The sequence below is a fragment of the Streptococcus ictaluri 707-05 genome, from assembly GCF_000188015.2.
Lineage (GTDB): Bacteria > Bacillota > Bacilli > Lactobacillales > Streptococcaceae > Streptococcus > Streptococcus ictaluri.
In genome coordinates this window covers 61,830-78,703 of the sequence record NZ_AEUX02000007.1, presented here as the reverse complement: position 1 = coordinate 78,703, position 16,874 = coordinate 61,830, and the positions used below count along the sequence as shown (strand labels likewise).

Genomic DNA, 16,874 nt, shown 5'->3' with positions numbered 1-16,874 from the left:
TTACTCTCCTAAAGTTATTGTGATTTTTTTGATTTTTTTAAGTGATTTTCCAACGTCAATGCTCTGCTTAATCACTCGACCCTTTTCTGAGCCTTTGTAATGAACTTCAATACCAGTCCATTTACTAAACTTAGCGACGTTTGCTTTTGTCCAACCAAACATATCCGGTAAATCGGCAAAATGATCGGTTAAAATAAGGATTTGCTGATTTTCTGTTAACTTACTTTTAGCGTTTTTAGACATTTTCGTCACTTTTTTACCTGTTCCAAGAACCACTGGTTGAACGAGATTTCGTCTCAACTCATTAGCTGCAATTCCTGGCGCCTGTCCAGTGAAATCCTCTAAGCTATAAAGTCCTGAGGCTTTTTCCTCTGTCACAACAGGTTTTGTTAAGGTATCTTTCATTAAGTAAGCTTCTTCTAGAACCGGATTGACCAACATATTCCAGTCTATAGGTGAAAAGTGCTCGGGCTGTTTCATGGTCACATACATCAAAAAGTCCGGTTCATCTGCTGGAACTATGGCTACAACAGAGTAGACATAATTAGTCAATCCACCCTCTTCATACCCACTACCATCTTCTTTGGCAATCTGAGCTGTCCCTGACTTAACGGCAACAGGTAAATTTCCTACCTGAATAATTGGACCAGTTGATCTGGAGTAAAGGGTTCCAAACACAGGGTCTGTACCGACATCAATCATGTAATTGCGTGTTTCACTAGCCGCTTTTTTAGACACTGGTTTTCCAACAATTTCTTTATCAGCTCTTCTAAAGCGTCCCGTATTAGGATCGTAAATTTGACTGATAAACTGTGGCTCTAGCATCTCACCATCATTAGAGATGGCTGTAAAAGCTCTAAGCATCTGAATTTGTGTCGCTGAAATACCTTGTCCAAAGGCACTCATAGCCTGGGTAACGGTATTATCAGATGGAAAAATCCCTACCTCTTCTCCGCCCATTCCAATACGAGTAGGAGAAGCAAAGCCAAAACGTTTCAAATAATTGAGCCATTTATCATTTCCCATTTTTTGCTCTAGCTTTGTCATCCCCACGTTACTTGAGTGAGAAAAACCTTGAGCATAGGTCATGTATTGGCCTGTTGAAATCCCTTCGTTAATATCCCAGTCTTGAATAGTAACGTCCGCAATAGTCAATCCATTAGCATTACTAAAAGTATCGTTTGGTTTAAAGATTTTATCATCAATTGCAGAAGCCAAGGTCATCACCTTCATGGTAGAACCTGGCTCAAAAGGGTTTTGATTAAGAATGTTTCGCCAAACGTAGTCAGAATTTTTCAATCCATCTAAAGTATCGGCATTATAGGTGGGTCTTTGTGTCGTGGCTAAAATTTCACCAGTCTTGGCATTGACCAAAGTGGCACTAGCCAATTTTCCTTTAGCTTTTGCTTGGAGAAGATCCATCTGTGTCTCCAAGAAAGTTTGGATAGGTTCAGACAAGGTCGTGTAGACATCCTTACCATCTTTAGGTTTCTTGACAGTTTTACCAGTTCCTAAAAGCTTAACACCATTTTTATCTTTTTCATAGGTAATGATACCATCTTGTCCAGCTAATATGGTATTTAAAGAAGCTTCTAGGCCTGATTTACCTTCTAGACTTTTAGTGCCTTTTTTTTCATCTTCCACAAGAGAAGCTAGGCCAATAAATTCGGAAGCAAAAACACCGTTAGGATACATTCGTCCCGGGCTAGGAGTGAAACCTATTCCTTTGATGTTTGCTTTTTCCATAGCACGCTGGATAGCTGACATGGTGCTATAAGAAATACCGGAACCTGAAGTACCAAATGAAACCTGATAAAGACCCTTTTGATGCAATTGCTTGAGCACATCTTTCTTTTTCATGCCCAAATGTTCTTTTAAGATGTCAGCTACCGTATTAAACTGCGAAGACTGAACATAGAGCTTCTCTCCTGTTGCAGAAACAAACGTCTTCGTTAAGACCGCGTAAATACTATAGGTTGTTGAATCAACTGCAATGGCTGTGCCATTACGGTCATATATGGTTCCTCGCTTTGCCTGAACAGGTACGGTTACCTGATAAACCTTTTTGGCCCCATCTGAGAGGTTAACTCCAAATTTTTGATCCGTACCAATAATAATCATAAAATTAATGATAAAGATAAAAAACATAAAGATGGTAAGCAACATCATATTTTGCCCTACTCTAACTCGGTTTTGAATAGGTGTTCTACGGTCTCTTACTACATAATCTAAAAAGTTTTTCTGTAATTTCTTCATGGATTAATCGACTTTCTTGATATTCTCATTATGATTCTCTAAGCCGGCTTTTCCAGCAATATCCACAATCCGATCCCGACGTGTCAATTCATTCACTTCTTGTCTTGCATTATTTAGTTCTGTTTTTTTATCTGAAATCTGACTATTTAAACCTGTGATATTTTGCTGAAGCTGCAATTTACGACTTTGTAAGTAAATAATACTAACAGCCATGGTAATTGCTGTGATAATAATGGTAGCATAAAAAGCTTTCTCAATTCTGGAGAAAGTTCTTATTCTTTTTTGAAGGGCATTTGAAACTGCCTGGGTTCTTTTTTCATTAGTCATAAGCTTATTTCCGAACTTTTTTGGCCACTCGTAATTTAGCCGAATGAGCTCTATTATTATGTTGTAGCTCTTCTTGGCTTGGTAAAATAGGTTTACGAGACACTAATTCAAATTTTGGTTTTAAGTCTTCTGGAATAAAAGGAATTCCTTTAGGAACATCGACACTACTTGCCTCTTTAAAGAGCTGCTTGGTCAATCGATCCTCTAGAGAATGGAAAGTAATCACCGAAATACGGCCATCTACAGAAAGCAAGTCCATGGCTTCTTGAATAGATTCTTCAGCAGCACCCAGTTCATCATTGACCTCGATGCGAATTGCTTGAAAGATTTGCTTAGCTGGATGCCCTTTTTTCTTTAATTCTTTGGCAGGCTTTGCTGACTTGATTAACTCCGCTAATTCGGTTGTGGTCTCAATTGGCTTAACGGCTCTCGCTTGCTCAATTTTACGAGCAATTTGTTTTGAAAACTTGTCTTCCCCATATCTAAAGAAGATACGCACCAAATCATTAAACTCATAATGATTGACAACTTCATAAGCTGTTAAATCAGCCTGGCGGTCCATCCTCATATCCAAAGGAGCGTCTTGCTTGTAAGAAAAACCACGTTCTCTTTCATCTAATTGGGGACTGGATACCCCTAGGTCATACAAAATTCCATCAATCTCGGTAACACCATGTAAGGCTAAAGCTTCTCTAAGATGTCTAAAGTTAGACTTAATAAAGGTCACTTGTCCTTTTTGAATATAAGTCTCTAAACTAACTTGTGCATTATCAATAGCTGTTTGATCTTGATCAAAGCAATACAAATGCCCTTTATCATTTAGTTGAGATAATAAATAAGCTGAGTGGCCTGAGCCGCCAAGGGTTGCATCTACGTAGATGCCGTCTGGCTTAATATCAAGCATGTCAACTGTTTCGTGAAGGAGTACCGTTACGTGATGAAATTCTTTTGTCATAATTTTTATTGTACCATACTTCAAATGGTTTATAAATGAAAAAGTAAGAGAAAGGGGTTTCAAGTCCTAGCTTCTACCCTTTTTCTTACTTGATTACTTGATTGAGGTTAACTCTCGTTTAGAGATTGTCTAAGAGATAAAATAGCAGTCTCTAAAAGGGACATCTCTTCTATCAAATGATTTGTTTCTTTAATAACACGCCAATCTGTCCAAGGATTATCTCCCCAAATGTCCCAGATGCGATCATGAGTCGTGCCTGAACTGCCTGAAAATAGGGAGAGACCTACATCTGATAGCTCCTTTTGACAGCGTTCAACATCAACTCTTAAAGCCTCAAGATCTGTATTAAGCTGACGAATTTTTTGACGTTTTATCCAACTCACCAAAAAATCACCTGCAAGAAAGTCAAAAATTCCCCAATTTTTAACCTTTTTTAATTGCTCCTGAATCCCTCTTGTCGCTTTTAATAAGTCTTCCAATGTTTGAAGAGCTTCTTGTCGGTCTAACTTATCAGTCATTTGACACCTCCTACTGCTTACTCTCTAACTTGGCCGTTTCCAGTGATGTAATACTTATTGCTGGTTAGGGCTTCTAAGCCCATAGGTCCACGCGCATGCATTTTTTGAGTCGAAATACCAATCTCTGCTCCTAAGCCAAAGACAAAGCCATCTGTAAAGCGAGTTGAGGCATTCACATAAACAGCAGCTGCATCAACGCGATCCTGAAAGGTCTCAGCTGAAATGATATTAGTTGTGATAATAGCCTCAGAATGATGACTAGTAAATCGATTAATCCAGTTGATAGCTTCTTCAAGTGAAGAGACAACCTTGACAGACATGATATAATCTAAAAATTCTGTGGCAAAATCTGTTTCAGTAGCTGGAACAGCCTCCTTAAAGAGGGCTAAGGATTTTGCATCAGCACGCCATTCGACCTTTTGAACCTTTTTAATAGCTTCTTCTAATCGTGGGATAAAGGTCTCAGCAATCGCTTCGTGGATAATCAGACTTTCAGCTGCATTACAAACACTTGGTCTTTGGGTTTTGGCATTAATGACAATCTTAAGAGACATGTCTAAATCAGCTTCTTTGTCAACGTAGATATGAACATTGCCAACACCCGTTTCAATAACAGGAACTTTAGCTTTTTCTTTAACCGTTTGAATTAAACGCGCGCCACCACGTGGAATAAGCACATCGACAAAGTCCGTGGCCTGCATTAATTCCTCAGCTACTGCATGGGAGGGACCCTCCACTAACTGCACCATATCGGGATTGAGACCGGATTTCGTAAGACAGTGACGAATCACCTCAACCAAAGCCATATTAGAATGAAGGGCATCACGTCCACCTCTTAAAATAATGGCATTATTGGTTTTAAAAGCTAAACTAAAAGCATCTACCGAGACATTCGGACGGCTCTCAAAAATCATGGCAATGACTCCTAAAGGCACACGCTTTTGAGTGATTTTCAAACCTTCTAGATTGGTGTAACCTTTGATGACTTGCCCGATAGGATCCTCCAAATCAGCCACTTGTCTGACCCCTTCTGCTATTGCTTGAATGCGATTGTCAGTCAAGCGCAAGCGATCCACCATAACCTCTGAAATACCATGGTAACTGGCAAGTTCCAAATCTTTACTATTTTCCCTTAACAGAAAAGGAATTTGCTCAACTAGCTCCGTGGCCAGTGCTTTTAAGACCTTATTTTTAGCAGCAGTGGCTAAAAGCGCCAAGTCTAAACTGGCAGCTTTAGCACGCTTTCCCATATCTTGAATATTAGTCATGACTTTCCTCTTTGTTTTCTTTAAACCACGTTCCAATCTTTTCACCTTCTAAAACCCTTAAAATATCGCGAGGATTCGCTCCATTCATTAAAACCATTTGGCTTTTGGCTTCAAAAATCATTTGAGCCGATTGAACTTTACTCATCATTCCACCAGTTCCGAACTTGCTACCTGCTCCACCTGCAGAAGCTAGAATCTCTTCTGTAATACAAGTCACCTGTTCTCTTAACTTAGCATCTTCATAGATGGTTGGATTTTTATCAAAAAGGCCATCGATATCAGAGAGCATGATTAATAAATCACCCTGGGTGATACGAGCCACAATGGCTGATAAGCGATCATTGTCACCAAACTTAGTCGAATGATCCATCTCATCAATACTAACCGCATCGTTTTCGTTAACAATAGGGACAATCCCCAAACTCAGTAGACTTTCAAAGGCATTGGTAACATTTTTTAAACTCTCTGGGAAAATCACCACATCACGGGTTAATAAAATCTGAGATACTCGCGTTTGATAATGAGAAAAAATCTGGGAGTAGAGACTCATCATAGCTACCTGACCGACGCTGGAAACGGCCTGTTGCTTAGCTAACTGACTTGGCCTTTTATCCATTTTGAGGATATCAAGTCCAAAACCCATAGCTCCTGAGGAGACTAAGATGACTTCTTTTCCTTTATTCATCAAGCTTGAAATCACAAAAGCCAGTTGATCAATTTTTTCTAAGTTAATTTTACCCGTTGGCAACACCAAAGAGCTGGTTCCAATTTTTATTACTAGTCGTTTAACATCTTCAAATTCTCGTTTCATCATAACAAAATTATAGCATAAAAGAAGAAGAGACAGAAGCCGCGTGATGAGCAAAAAGACTGGATAAATTATTTCCAGTCTTTTTTGATTATTTTTTATCACTTGCTTTAGAGCCTATCAAAGCTTTTCCAAAAACTCTTAGACAGATAAATTTGACTCGCTAAGAGACCTAGTCCAATTAGAATGGCTAAAATGCTATCGATGACCAAAGCTTGTCCAGACACTCTTGATAAGATAACAGCTACAACAATGACAACAGCTCCCAGTAAAATATTACCAAACATCAACCCCATAGTATACCATTGGCCACTGCCTCGGGTGAACAACTGGGTCATATCTTGCCATTTCAAATCTAATAGCTTGTAATCACGACGGTACATGAATTGTCCTTGGACAATCACAACCAAAGCAAAACCAAGTAAAAACGATAAGGTCAAGATGGGATCTAGTTTTAAGACAAAGAAGCCTAAAACGGTATACAAAATCAGAGGAACAATCAATTGAAGAGTCACCAATAAACGGTATTTCCCAATCAAAAAGGCTTTTAAGGAGATGGGAAGGCTCTTAATAAAGATGAAATTGTCTTTTTCCAAAGAAATCCCAACCCCTACAAAAGTCGTTGGCAAAGCACACATACTTCCAAGTAAACCACCCATTAGCATCATAATGCCAAAATAATCTGCACTAAACATCCCTTTTAAATCCGCACCCGAGGTTAAACTTAGTGTGATAAAAATAAAGACATAGAGTAATGGCATTAAGAAAGTCTGGGTTAATAAGGTGGCGTTTTGCAAGGTTAACAAATGATGCTTGCATAGCAATTGTGCTAGATTCTTATTTTGATATGCCTTAAGAACACCTTTTTTAGCTGGTTTTTCCTTCTCAGAAGGTTTTGTATAGAGCACTTCTTTGTAATAGGATGGCATAATCTGTTTGATGATTCCAAAAATCAGAAGGGCCACTAAGAGTAAAGGCAACCAAAAATTAAGAATTGCTTCCATCGCTAAAGGTGCCTTGACCACATCATAAAAGCCTCTAAAGTAAGGTATAGGGTCTCTGTCAGAAAAGGCCTCTTGCATACTAAGGCGCTTAGTATTAGAAAAATTAAGATATAAAATCAATCCAAAGGCACCAAAAGTTGACACAAACATTAAAGCAGTTGAAATGAGCTTACGTTTACGGCTTCTTAAGATGATTTTTCCAATCCATGCATTTTAAATAAAGAGCAAAAGCATTAGCACTTACTAGCAAGATGAAAAAGAGAAGTAAGGCTAAAGGAATGGCTAGCACATTTCCTAACATCTGCCAAAAGGCAATGATAAAAAGAGAGATTAAGGGAACAAGAAAGACACTTTCCATCCCTAAAGAGGAGATAATCTTTGCTATATAAAGTTCTTCTGATTTTATCGGCAGATGAACATAGAGTTTGACATCATTACTCTCATAAAAGATGGTATACATAGACGTAAAGGCAGTAATAGTTGCCATAACAAAGAAAGTAGCAATATAAAAAGAGAAAAGACCTGGAAAGTGATTAAAGTCTATCCCGATAAACATCGAAATATAAATGACTGAAAAAAGCAATATCAGGAATGCTTGTTGGCGCAACATGCTTTTATAGGCTTTAAAATTTTCTTTAGGATGTTTAGCTTGCTTCCTTTTAATAGCTGTCAGGGTTTGAGGATTTGAATACAGGATATTAATTTTGATTAACTCCCAAATAGTAGACCAATTCATCTCTTTACTCCTCTACTTGTGATTTACGACCAGCCAACTCTAAGTAAATCGTTTCTAAATCTTTATCAGGATGATGAGCTTTTAAGTCGTTAATGGTACCTACAAAAATGAGCTTACCTTTTTTAAGGATTCCAATACGATCACATAATTGTTCCGCCACGGATAAGACATGGGTTGAAAACAAGACTGTATGGCCCTTTGCTGCATGTTCTTTCATCATTTCTTTTAAGTCAAAAGAAGCTTGTGGGTCTAAACCTGTTAAAGGCTCATCTAAAATCCAAATATTAGGATTTGAAATAAGTGCTCCAATAACAATCACTTTTTGACGCATACCATGTGAAAAACTATCAATAGTTTGATCGATTTCTCCTCTTAACTCAAATAATTGGGTTAAATGGTCAATCCGTTCTTTTGTACCTTCTTCACTCACCCCGTATATTTTAGCTAAGAAATGCCAATATTCATTGGCGGTTAGGTTTAAGAAAATATCAGGAGAGTCTGGCACATAACCAATTTGTTTTTTGATGGCATCACGATTGTCTTCTAACAACTGCCCATCCACATAAACCTCTCCATAACTAGCTTCAATGATAGAAGTCAATATACTAATAGTTGTGGTTTTCCCGGCACCATTATGACCAATAAGACCAAATATTTCGCCATCTTTTATGGTCAGATTTAAATTGCTAAGGGCTTCTTTTTCCCCATAAATTTTCGATACTTGTTTAAATTCTATCATCACAACACCTTTACCTTTTTGATGAGTCCTAACAGCTGATGCTTCAGTGTTTTGCCATATAATCTTCTAATCCTTTTTTAAATTGACAAAGCGATTTAGGCAATAAGAGATCGTTTATAGCTAAATAATGGTTAATTTTTCGATTCAGTTCTTCTGCAACTAGCAAGGGATTATTGTCTTTCATCAACTTGTTAGAAGCTGATAAAAATAATATTGACAATTGAGGATTTTCGCGATTTTCAGGAAAATCATAAGCCTGTTTAATCAGATCGTATAAGCGCTTCATAGCTTTTTCCATAAAACCTCCCTTCTCATTTGTACCTTTACACTAATACAATTGTTAGTTACATAATAAGCTTTATCGCCCAATTTGTCAATAGATTTACCAATAAGTCTTCTTTAAGAAAGTCTGATAAGAACCTCTTTTAAAGACAAAAAGAAAGAGTCCTTGACTCTTTCTTAATCGATTATTATGAATTAAAGTGAACGGTACAATGACAAAGCATTTGCCACAGTGAATCCATATTCTTCAAAAATGCGGTTGCCTGGTGCTGAAGCTCCCCAGGTATCAATTGTTAGGGTTGCGCCGTTGAGGCCAACATATTTTGCCCAACCAAAGCTTGAACCTGCTTCAATGGCCATACGTTTGGTGATTGCTGCTGGAAGAATTTCCTCTTTGTAAGCAGCTTCTTGCTCATCAAAGATATTTTGTGACGGCATAGAAACGACACGAACAAAGACACCTTCTTTTTCAAGAGCTGCTTGTGTATCAAGAGCTAATTTGACTTCTGAACCAGTTGCAATCAAGATACCATCAAGTTCACCTTTAGCTTCAGAAAGAATATAAGCACCTTTATTAATCCCTTCTGCAGATAATTCCTTAGTCCCTTCTAGAACTGGAAGATTCTGACGCGTTAAGACAAGCATGGTTGGACGGTTAGTTTCTGCCAAGGCACGTTTCCATGCGGCATTTGTTTCATTGCCATCGGCTGGACGAATGACATTCAAATTAGGCATTGAACGAACACTTGCTAGCTGTTCAACTGGCTCATGGGTAGGACCATCTTCACCAACTGCAATAGAGTCATGAGTCATGACATAAACGGTTGGTAAGCTTTGAAGTGCTGCCATACGTACTGCTGGTAAGAGGTAGTTTGAAAAGACAAAGAAGGTACCACCATAGACGCGTGTCCCACCATGAAGAGCAATCCCGTTCATGGCTGCTGCCATAGCAAATTCACGAACACCAAACCAAATGTTACGTCCTTCATATTGTCCAGGTTGGAAATCTTTTTCAGCTTTTACCATAGTATTGTTAGAAGCTGACAAGTCAGCAGAACCACCCCAGAATGAGGCTACTTGTTCAGAAATTTGTTGAATAGCTTGTTGGCTTGACACACGGCTAGCTACTGATGACCCTAAATCATGAGCTGCTAGCTCTACTTCAAAAGCCTCATTCGCAAAAGCTGCCTTATATTCTGCTGCTAATTCTGGATACTCAGCTTCATATTTAGCAAAAAGCTCATTCCAAGCAGACTCCGCTTTTTCACCACGCGCTTGAAGTCCTTGTGCAAATCGCTCAGTCACTTCTGTTGGCACTTCAAAGTCTTCATGTGTCCATTGGTAAGCTTTCTTAGCAAATGTAATGCCTTCTGCACCAAGTGGAACTCCGTGAACAGCAGATGTTCCTTGCTTTTCAGCACCAAATCCAATAATCGTTTTAACTTCGATGATGGTTGGTTTTTCTGTTTCAGCTTTAGCTTCTTGGATTGCTTTTTCAATTGCTTCTAAATCATTACCATCTTCCACTAAAAGGTGTTGCCAACCGTAAGCTTCAAAACGGCCTTTAACATCTTCTGTGAAGGCCATAGAGGTTGGACCATCAAGTGAAATATCATTTGAATCATATAGCAAGACCAATTTGCCAAGTTTTAAATGGCCTGCCATGCTGGCAGCTTCTTGACTGACACCTTCCATTAAATCCCCATCACCATTAAGGGCATAGGTATAATGGTCTACAATATCAAAACCAGGTTTATTAAATTTAGCTGCTAAATGAGCTTCTGCCATTGCCATACCCACAGCGTTAGCAATCCCTTGTCCTAAAGGACCTGTAGTTGCTTCAACACCATCAGTGTGATTAACTTCTGGGTGTCCAGGTGTTTTAGATCCCCATTGACGGAAGTTTTTCAAATCATCAATAGACAAGTCATAACCAGCTAAGTGAAGTAAGCTATAAAGCATAGCACTTCCATGTCCTGCTGATAAAATAAAGCGGTCTCTGTTTGACCAATTACGGCTTGTTTTTGGATTGATGTTCATCAAATGGTTCCATAACACATAAGCCATCGGCGCTGCTCCCATTGGTAAACCGGGATGCCCAGAGTTTGCTGCTTGAATAGCATCCATAGATAGGGTGCGGACAGTATTGACTGCCAACTGGTCAACTGCATCAAATGTCATAAGTAAAACCTTTCTGTTTTTTACAACTAAAATTATCGTTTGCTAGTGTCTATTGTAACATAATTTAGGAACGATATTTAAGAAAGTCCGTTAAAGACAAGAAAATCTTTGTCTTTAGAGATACAAGTGAGTTAAAGCAAGCTTAGCTACTAAGAGCTAAGCTTTTTGGCTTATTTTTTGAAAGAGGCCCAATCTTCCATAAAGGTTTTGATTTCGTTAGTTGTTAATGGGTGCTGTGTCATTTTAGCAAACAAAGGATCTGGGATAGTAGCAATGTGTGCTCCTAGCTGTGCTACTGCCTCAACATGTGCTGTTGTGCGGATGCTTGCTGCAATGATTTCTGATTGGAAATCATACAAATCAATGACGTTACGCAATTCGCTGATTAACTGGTAAGGATCCGTTCCAATATCTTCAAGACGTCCAATAAATGGACTGATGTAGGTTGCTCCTGCTTTCATAGCCATTAACCCTTGACTAACCGTAAAGATTAAGGTCACATTGGTCTTAATCCCTTCTTTAGAAAGAATGTTAGTAGCTTTTAACCCTTCTGTTGTCATTGGAATTTTCACCACGACATTGTCATGCCATTTGGCAATTTCTCTTGCTTCTTCAACCATTTCATCGGCACTCAGAGCTGTTACTTCCGCACTCACTGGTCCATCAACGATTTCACAGATTTCCTTAATAACCGTTTCAAAATCTCGTCCTTCACGGGAAATAATACTTGGGTTTGTTGTTACACCATCAACCACACCAAGTTCATTAATAGTTCTAATAGCGGCTACGTTTGCTGTATCTAAGAAAAATTTCATCTTGTTTCCTCCAATGTATGTTTATAAAATAATAACGAAAACTAATATTAACTCTCGGCAAGCCTCTAATACTTATTATAGATTGCCTGTCTATAATAATAAAGACCAAGTATCACACACCTAAGTGTTCAAAAATAGACCAAGCCAAGTCCTTATGATGTTAGCCATCTTGGCTTATTTTTTCCTGCCACAAGGTCTTTAAAAACTGTTCTAGCTGTCTCAGATCAAAAGCTCCCACTTCTTCTTTTAGTTGATAAGTAGGAAGAGAGTAAGCATCTAACTTTCTTTTATTAGTGATTACCCCATCCACTACTTGATTGTCCTCATAAGGGATAAAAATAAAATTTTGATTATGTTTCAAGAAACGCTTGATTCTTAATTCTAAAATCGCATTTTCTGCCCTTTGTGAGACTAAGTCAAGTCCAATGGCCAAAGGCGGATGATGTTTTTCAAGAGAGAAAATCAGTAATTCCAAAAAATGATAAGATAAGTAAGCTAAAAAATCGCCACTAACAGCTGATGGCTTATTAGTTACCAATAGCAGTCGGTTAATCAGAACTTGCATCTGTTCTTTTTTATCATCCGCTAAAAGAGCATATAAACTAGCCACTTCTTTTTTACCAGTAACCACTAAACCTTGAAAAAAGTAAGACCTGGCAAAAAGCATTCCTAAGCCATAAATAATATCTTCCTTGGTCTGACTGGCAATCATCTCGGCTTGCTTCAAAAGCCATAGCGACTCTGAAATATGTTCCGCAATCGGTCCTCCAAAACCAAACACATGAGACATGGTTGAAACAGGAAGAACAGGATAAGTAATTAAAAAGACAAATAAACTTTCAGCTTCAAAATCGTCAAATTCAAGGGCGTAACGACCAAAATAATGGCGTAAAGCTTTCTTTAATTTTTGAAAAAAGAAATTATCTTTGATAAAAGCCTTAGTTACATCATCTGGCAATTGCTTCTCTCTTTTAAATAAGAAACGTATCTGAGATATGGAAAACCATAGCGACAGCTGGTCCACCTGTTCTGACCTTAGGCTCTTACCCGTAATATATTCTGCTAAACCTGCTAGATGACTGTGGTCCATTCCTCTAAAAAAGGCTTGAATTTGCTCCTTAGTCATGCTCTGACTTAATAGCTCGTAGTAAAAGTAACGCCAAGATAGTTCAGAACCCACTTGTTTCCCCTGTGAGATGGATAAACCAAACTCAGCCAATAAGCGATTCAAATAAGCTAATTGCCTATTCAAAGTAGCCTCACTAATCATCAGTGTTTCTGCTAAAGAAGGGATTGTGAAGTGCTCCTTAGTTAAAAGGTAAACTAAGATTTGAAAAGGCAACACTTTTCTGTACAACATTTATAAAGTGCTTTTTTCTTTAAGCAATTAATCTCCATGTCATGGGTGTCTGGTAGTTGAGACTGCCATGAATGCGATGGTAATTCCACCAGTGCACATAATCTTTCGTTTTAAGGATTAATTCTTCCAGTGACTGAAAGGTTTCTTGATGAATAAATTCAATTTTGAAAGCGCGATAGGTGCTCTCAGCTACCGCATTGTCATAGGGACAGCCTGCTTGGCTTAGAGAACGATTGATTCCAAAAGCTTCCAACATGTCATCAATCAGCTGATTATCAAACTCCTTCCCACGATCAGAATGGAAGATCTTGACCTTGGTCAGAGCGTAAGGGATGCTCTGAATCGCTTGTTTAACCAATTCGGCGGTCTTATGCCAACCAACTGACAAACCGATGATTTCACGATTGAAGAGATCAATAATCAAGCAAACATAAGCCCAGCTATTACCGACACGAACGTAGGTTAAGTCTGTTACTAAAGCATTTAGAGGCTTTTCTTGATGAAATTGTCTGGCTAAGTGATTAGGAATAGCTGCCACATTCTTCCCTTTTGAATGTGGCTTGAAGGCTGCTTTCTGATAAACGGATACTAAGTTGAGTTTGTGCATGATGCGACGAATCCGACGACGAGACAGCTGGATGCCTTCATTTTCCAAACATTTCTTGATTTTCCTAGCCCCGTATCTGGCCTTACTTTCGAGAAAAATAGCTTTGATATTTTCTTCAAGTTCCGCTTCAGAGACTGGTTTAACAGCCTTGTAGTAATAGCTAGAACGAGGAATGTTCAACCAACGACACATGGCTGAAATGCTATATTTGTCTTTATTAGCAGTGATTACTTCTCTTTTCGTGCCATAATCACCGCCGCTTGCTTTAGGATATCTAACTGCATTTCGAGTTCTTTATTACGCTTTCGGAGTTCAATCAGTTCACGCTGCTCATCTGTAAGATTATCAATAGTTTTAAAGGAACCAGTTGTTTTAGCCTGACGTACCCACTTATCGAAGGTTGATGGGGTTAACTCATATTCTTTGATAAGCTCACTTCGTTTCATCCCTGCATTGTGAAGGTCAACGATTTGTTGCTTAAAGTCATCGGTGAAGTGGCGACGTATTTTTCTAGACATAATATTCTCCTATTTTCTTTAGTGTAGAACACTTTATAAATTCTGTCTAGTTTAGTGTAACCTATTCATTTTGATAAGAAAGAGAATCTTCAAGTAGAAGGGATTGGATGCTGGTCCAGCTAAGGTAAGTAGACATTTCCAAATACAAAGAATCCTCATCACTGCTGAGACAAGCAACTATCTCCTTATCTTTGAATAAGTGATTAAGCTGATCAATGTACTTGATTAAGGTTACCTTAGACAACTTGAGCTGAGTCATTAAGTCTTTGAGAGCTAATCCGTTTTTTACCTTATGAAGGGAACGCATCATCTGATATTGAGCACTTCGATCTTTGGTCATTAAGTGATCTATCTTCATAAGCTAGCCCTCTTTTCAAAAAGTTGAATAGCTGCTTGATGTAAGTGAAAGGCTAAGGGACAGTCGTCTAAGGAAAAGATAAAATCTTGAGAGGCCAAGTCTTGATCTTTTAGCTGACTGAATATAGCTTGTGATAGCTGATTGGTTAGTAACAGATGGTTTTCTTTTGACAAAAGCTGTGCCCCAAGCAAAGTACCGTCTGATTTTTTCGCAATCAATTTAATCCGTAGAGGGGAATCAAAAGACTCAGACAGTTGTGATTGGTAAGTCACTGAATAAACCTTATCGTAAAATGAGGCTTCTTCAACAGTCAATCCCACGCGTGAACGAAAATAGCCAAAATGATGTGCTCCAACCAAGCGACTGTGGCTGATTTTAGGAACAGAAATGCCAGACAAATGATAAGCAAGAGCCTGACCCGTCTTAATAGCATGACTAATAAGAGGGAAGTAATAAGTGCTATCTAGGACAGTCAGAGGACTAGCAATCAAATCACCTATGGCATAAATGTCTGGATCACTGGTTTGAAAATGGTCATTAACTATGACCGTGCGATCTAACGAACACTCCACTTGATCTGACAAAAGATCACTGGTCGGTCTAAAATTAATGGCTAGAAAAACCAAATCTCCTTGCCAGCTATAGCTATCACCAGTCTCCACTCTTAATTGCCCATTGTCTGTTTCCACAATAGCTTTGACCCTTTGATTGGTAATCAAATGGATACCACATTCATTGATGGCATCAAGCAAAGGTTCTACCATGTCTTGATCACTTTGATAGGAATCCACTTGATCAGCTGCTTCAATGAGCGTAACCTCTTTACCAATCCGACTCAGACTATCAGCCATATCTAGTCCAATGAGCCCAGCTCCAATTACCAAAACCTTCTGAGCGTCTTGCACAAGCTTATGGGCAGCTATACTATCCTTAAAGGACTTAGTCGTTAGAACTTGCGGGTGGTTGGATCCCTTAATCACAGAAGACTGACCGTGGGACCCCATAGCACAAACTAAAGAATCATAAGCAATCAGCTGTTTTTGACCGTGATCATCTATGACAGTAACTTGCTTTAAGTGATTATCTATCCTTGTCACCTGACCCAACAGATAAGAAAGAGGCGGATAATTGGAATTAAGAGTCGAAGCCCAATGAGCTTCTTTTAGATTGGTGATATCTTGCCGGTAAAGCTTATTGAGCCCATTTGGTAAATAGTCTGTCTGGGGACTTTGGTCAATGACAATTAAGTCCACATCGTATCTTAAGTCTCTGATTTTTTCAGCACAGGCTCTTCCGGCAAAAGAAGCGCCGATAATAACAATTTTTGTCTTCTTATCCTTCATAGTCTTTATTATAACAATCACTCTTCAAAAATGAAAGCGTTTAAAAAGAGTTTGAGGCAAATTGTCCCAAACTCTCTCATGACTGTCATTGATTAAGCTATTACCCCAAAAAAAATGATAGCTAGAGCAGCTCCAAGTAAGGGACCGATAACTGGAATCCAAGCATAAGACCAGTCAGAATCCCCTTTATGTTTAAGAGGTAACATGGCATGTAATAAGCGTGGACCGAAGTCTCGAGCAGGATTAATGGCGTAGCCGGTTGTTCCTCCTAAAGAAAGACCAATTCCAATCACTACCATCCCAACACTTAGTGTCCCTAGTCCCATGGGCATATCATAAAGTCCAAAGGATAAAATGGCTAAGACTAGCACAAAGGTTCCCAAAACTTCACTGATAAAATTGGCAAAGGTGTCCTTCAAGGCTGACCCCGTTGCAAAAGTAGCTAAAATATCAGCAGGATTATCTGAGGTATTGTAGTGAGGTCTAAATTGCAAATACACTAGCAATGAACCAAGCATGGCACCTAAAACCTGTACAAGACTGTAAAGGGCTGCCTGTAGCCAAGTAATATCTCCTTTTAAGGCAAAGGCAAAGCTAACAGCAGGATTAAGATGTGCAGGTGCTATTTTACCAGAGATAAAGGCTGCAATAGCCACAGCAATTCCCCAACCCATGGTAATAACAATCCATCCTGAGTTATGATTTTTCGTTTTTGGCAATACGACACCTGCCACAACACCATTCCCCATAAGAACTAAAAGGGCTGTTCCTAAAAACTCTCCAAAAAGGTCCATTTGTA

The 16,874-nt window shown here is 38.8% G+C and carries 15 protein-coding genes and 1 pseudogene; all 16 read right to left on the bottom strand.

All coding sequences use genetic code 11. The features are described 5' to 3' along the window. Entirely contained in the window at positions 1-2,256 is a 2,256-nt protein-coding gene (gene pbp2x / locus STRIC_RS08090) for a penicillin-binding protein PBP2X (protein WP_008090437.1), read from the bottom strand. Between the two features lie 3 nt (positions 2,257-2,259). Continuing rightward, complete coding sequence (gene ftsL, locus STRIC_RS08085; RefSeq protein WP_008089639.1) at positions 2,260-2,583, bottom strand: cell division protein FtsL; 324 nt, start codon at positions 2,581-2,583, stop codon at positions 2,260-2,262. 4 nt (positions 2,584-2,587) lie between these two features. Then, positions 2,588-3,538: a 16S rRNA (cytosine(1402)-N(4))-methyltransferase RsmH gene (gene rsmH / locus STRIC_RS08080; RefSeq protein WP_008090263.1), complete on the bottom strand. Its 951-nt coding sequence runs from the start codon at positions 3,536-3,538 to the stop codon at positions 2,588-2,590. A 107-nt stretch (positions 3,539-3,645) separates the two neighbouring features. Continuing rightward, positions 3,646-4,056 carry a hypothetical protein gene (locus tag STRIC_RS08075; protein WP_008089823.1) on the bottom strand — a complete coding sequence of 137 codons (411 nt, stop codon included), beginning with the start codon at positions 4,054-4,056 and terminating at the stop codon, positions 3,646-3,648. A gap of 17 nt (positions 4,057-4,073) precedes the next feature. Further along, positions 4,074-5,324 (bottom strand): glutamate-5-semialdehyde dehydrogenase, encoded by a 1,251-nt coding sequence (locus tag STRIC_RS08070; RefSeq protein ID WP_008089640.1) that lies wholly within the window; start codon positions 5,322-5,324, stop codon positions 4,074-4,076. Then, positions 5,317-6,138, bottom strand: coding sequence for a glutamate 5-kinase (proB, locus tag STRIC_RS08065; protein WP_040832405.1), 822 nt, complete (start codon positions 6,136-6,138; stop codon positions 5,317-5,319). Before proB ends, STRIC_RS08070 begins: the two co-directional genes overlap by 8 nt. Positions 6,139-6,242: 104 nt before the next feature. Further along, positions 6,243-7,872, bottom strand: a pseudogene (locus STRIC_RS08060) (ABC transporter permease). Positions 7,873-7,876: 4 nt separating this feature from the next. After that, positions 7,877-8,611: an ABC transporter ATP-binding protein gene (locus STRIC_RS08055; RefSeq protein ID WP_008090291.1), complete on the bottom strand. Its 735-nt coding sequence runs from the start codon at positions 8,609-8,611 to the stop codon at positions 7,877-7,879. Positions 8,612-8,654: 43 nt separating this feature from the next. Further along, positions 8,655-8,909 carry a bacteriocin immunity protein gene (locus STRIC_RS08050; RefSeq protein ID WP_008089687.1) on the bottom strand — a complete coding sequence of 85 codons (255 nt, stop codon included), beginning with the start codon at positions 8,907-8,909 and terminating at the stop codon, positions 8,655-8,657. Positions 8,910-9,088: 179 nt separating this feature from the next. Next, positions 9,089-11,074, bottom strand: a complete 1,986-nt coding sequence (gene tkt, locus STRIC_RS08045) for a transketolase (RefSeq protein WP_008089636.1) — start codon at positions 11,072-11,074, stop codon at positions 9,089-9,091. Positions 11,075-11,244: 170 nt separating this feature from the next. Then, positions 11,245-11,889: a fructose-6-phosphate aldolase gene (gene fsa, locus STRIC_RS08040; protein ID WP_008089770.1), complete on the bottom strand. Its 645-nt coding sequence runs from the start codon at positions 11,887-11,889 to the stop codon at positions 11,245-11,247. Positions 11,890-12,049: 160 nt separating this feature from the next. Further along, complete coding sequence (locus tag STRIC_RS08035) at positions 12,050-13,249, bottom strand: helix-turn-helix domain-containing protein (RefSeq protein WP_008089868.1); 1,200 nt, start codon at positions 13,247-13,249, stop codon at positions 12,050-12,052. Between the two features lie 19 nt (positions 13,250-13,268). Next, positions 13,269-14,374, bottom strand: a protein-coding gene (locus tag STRIC_RS08030) for an IS3 family transposase (RefSeq protein ID WP_156033570.1) whose coding sequence is annotated in 2 segments (ribosomal slippage) — positions 13,269-14,098 and positions 14,098-14,374 — 1,107 coding nt in all. Because the reading frame shifts where the segments join, the coding sequence is not laid out codon by codon here. Between the two features lie 61 nt (positions 14,375-14,435). Beyond that, complete coding sequence (locus STRIC_RS08020) at positions 14,436-14,714, bottom strand: helix-turn-helix domain-containing protein (RefSeq protein ID WP_162097588.1); 279 nt, start codon at positions 14,712-14,714, stop codon at positions 14,436-14,438. Between the two features lie 14 nt (positions 14,715-14,728). Then, a complete protein-coding gene (locus STRIC_RS08015; RefSeq protein ID WP_008090149.1) occupies positions 14,729-16,075 on the bottom strand; it encodes an NAD(P)/FAD-dependent oxidoreductase in 1,347 nt (448 codons plus the stop codon). Positions 16,076-16,167: 92 nt separating this feature from the next. Further along, entirely contained in the window at positions 16,168-16,869 is a 702-nt protein-coding gene (locus tag STRIC_RS08010) for an MIP/aquaporin family protein (protein WP_008090267.1), read from the bottom strand. Between the last annotated feature and the right edge of the window lie 5 nt (positions 16,870-16,874).

What these genes read in the sequence shown, in the direction of transcription:
- pbp2x (WP_008090437.1), bottom strand. Translation starts at nt 2,256, where the DNA reads ATGAAGAAATTACAGAAAAACTTTTTAGATTATGTAGTAAGAGACCGT.
- ftsL (WP_008089639.1), bottom strand. Translation starts at nt 2,583, where the DNA reads ATGACTAATGAAAAAAGAACCCAGGCAGTTTCAAATGCCCTTCAAAAA.
- rsmH (WP_008090263.1), bottom strand. Translation starts at nt 3,538, where the DNA reads ATGACAAAAGAATTTCATCACGTAACGGTACTCCTTCACGAAACAGTT.
- STRIC_RS08075 (WP_008089823.1), bottom strand. Translation starts at nt 4,056, where the DNA reads ATGACTGATAAGTTAGACCGACAAGAAGCTCTTCAAACATTGGAAGAC.
- STRIC_RS08070 (WP_008089640.1), bottom strand. Translation starts at nt 5,324, where the DNA reads ATGACTAATATTCAAGATATGGGAAAGCGTGCTAAAGCTGCCAGTTTA.
- proB (WP_040832405.1), bottom strand. Translation starts at nt 6,138, where the DNA reads ATGATGAAACGAGAATTTGAAGATGTTAAACGACTAGTAATAAAAATT.
- STRIC_RS08055 (WP_008090291.1), bottom strand. Translation starts at nt 8,611, where the DNA reads ATGATAGAATTTAAACAAGTATCGAAAATTTATGGGGAAAAAGAAGCC.
- STRIC_RS08050 (WP_008089687.1), bottom strand. Translation starts at nt 8,909, where the DNA reads ATGGAAAAAGCTATGAAGCGCTTATACGATCTGATTAAACAGGCTTAT.
- tkt (WP_008089636.1), bottom strand. Translation starts at nt 11,074, where the DNA reads ATGACATTTGATGCAGTTGACCAGTTGGCAGTCAATACTGTCCGCACC.
- fsa (WP_008089770.1), bottom strand. Translation starts at nt 11,889, where the DNA reads ATGAAATTTTTCTTAGATACAGCAAACGTAGCCGCTATTAGAACTATT.
- STRIC_RS08035 (WP_008089868.1), bottom strand. Translation starts at nt 13,249, where the DNA reads ATGTTGTACAGAAAAGTGTTGCCTTTTCAAATCTTAGTTTACCTTTTA.
- STRIC_RS08020 (WP_162097588.1), bottom strand. Translation starts at nt 14,714, where the DNA reads ATGACCAAAGATCGAAGTGCTCAATATCAGATGATGCGTTCCCTTCAT.
- STRIC_RS08015 (WP_008090149.1), bottom strand. Translation starts at nt 16,075, where the DNA reads ATGAAGGATAAGAAGACAAAAATTGTTATTATCGGCGCTTCTTTTGCC.
- STRIC_RS08010 (WP_008090267.1), bottom strand. Translation starts at nt 16,869, where the DNA reads ATGGACCTTTTTGGAGAGTTTTTAGGAACAGCCCTTTTAGTTCTTATG.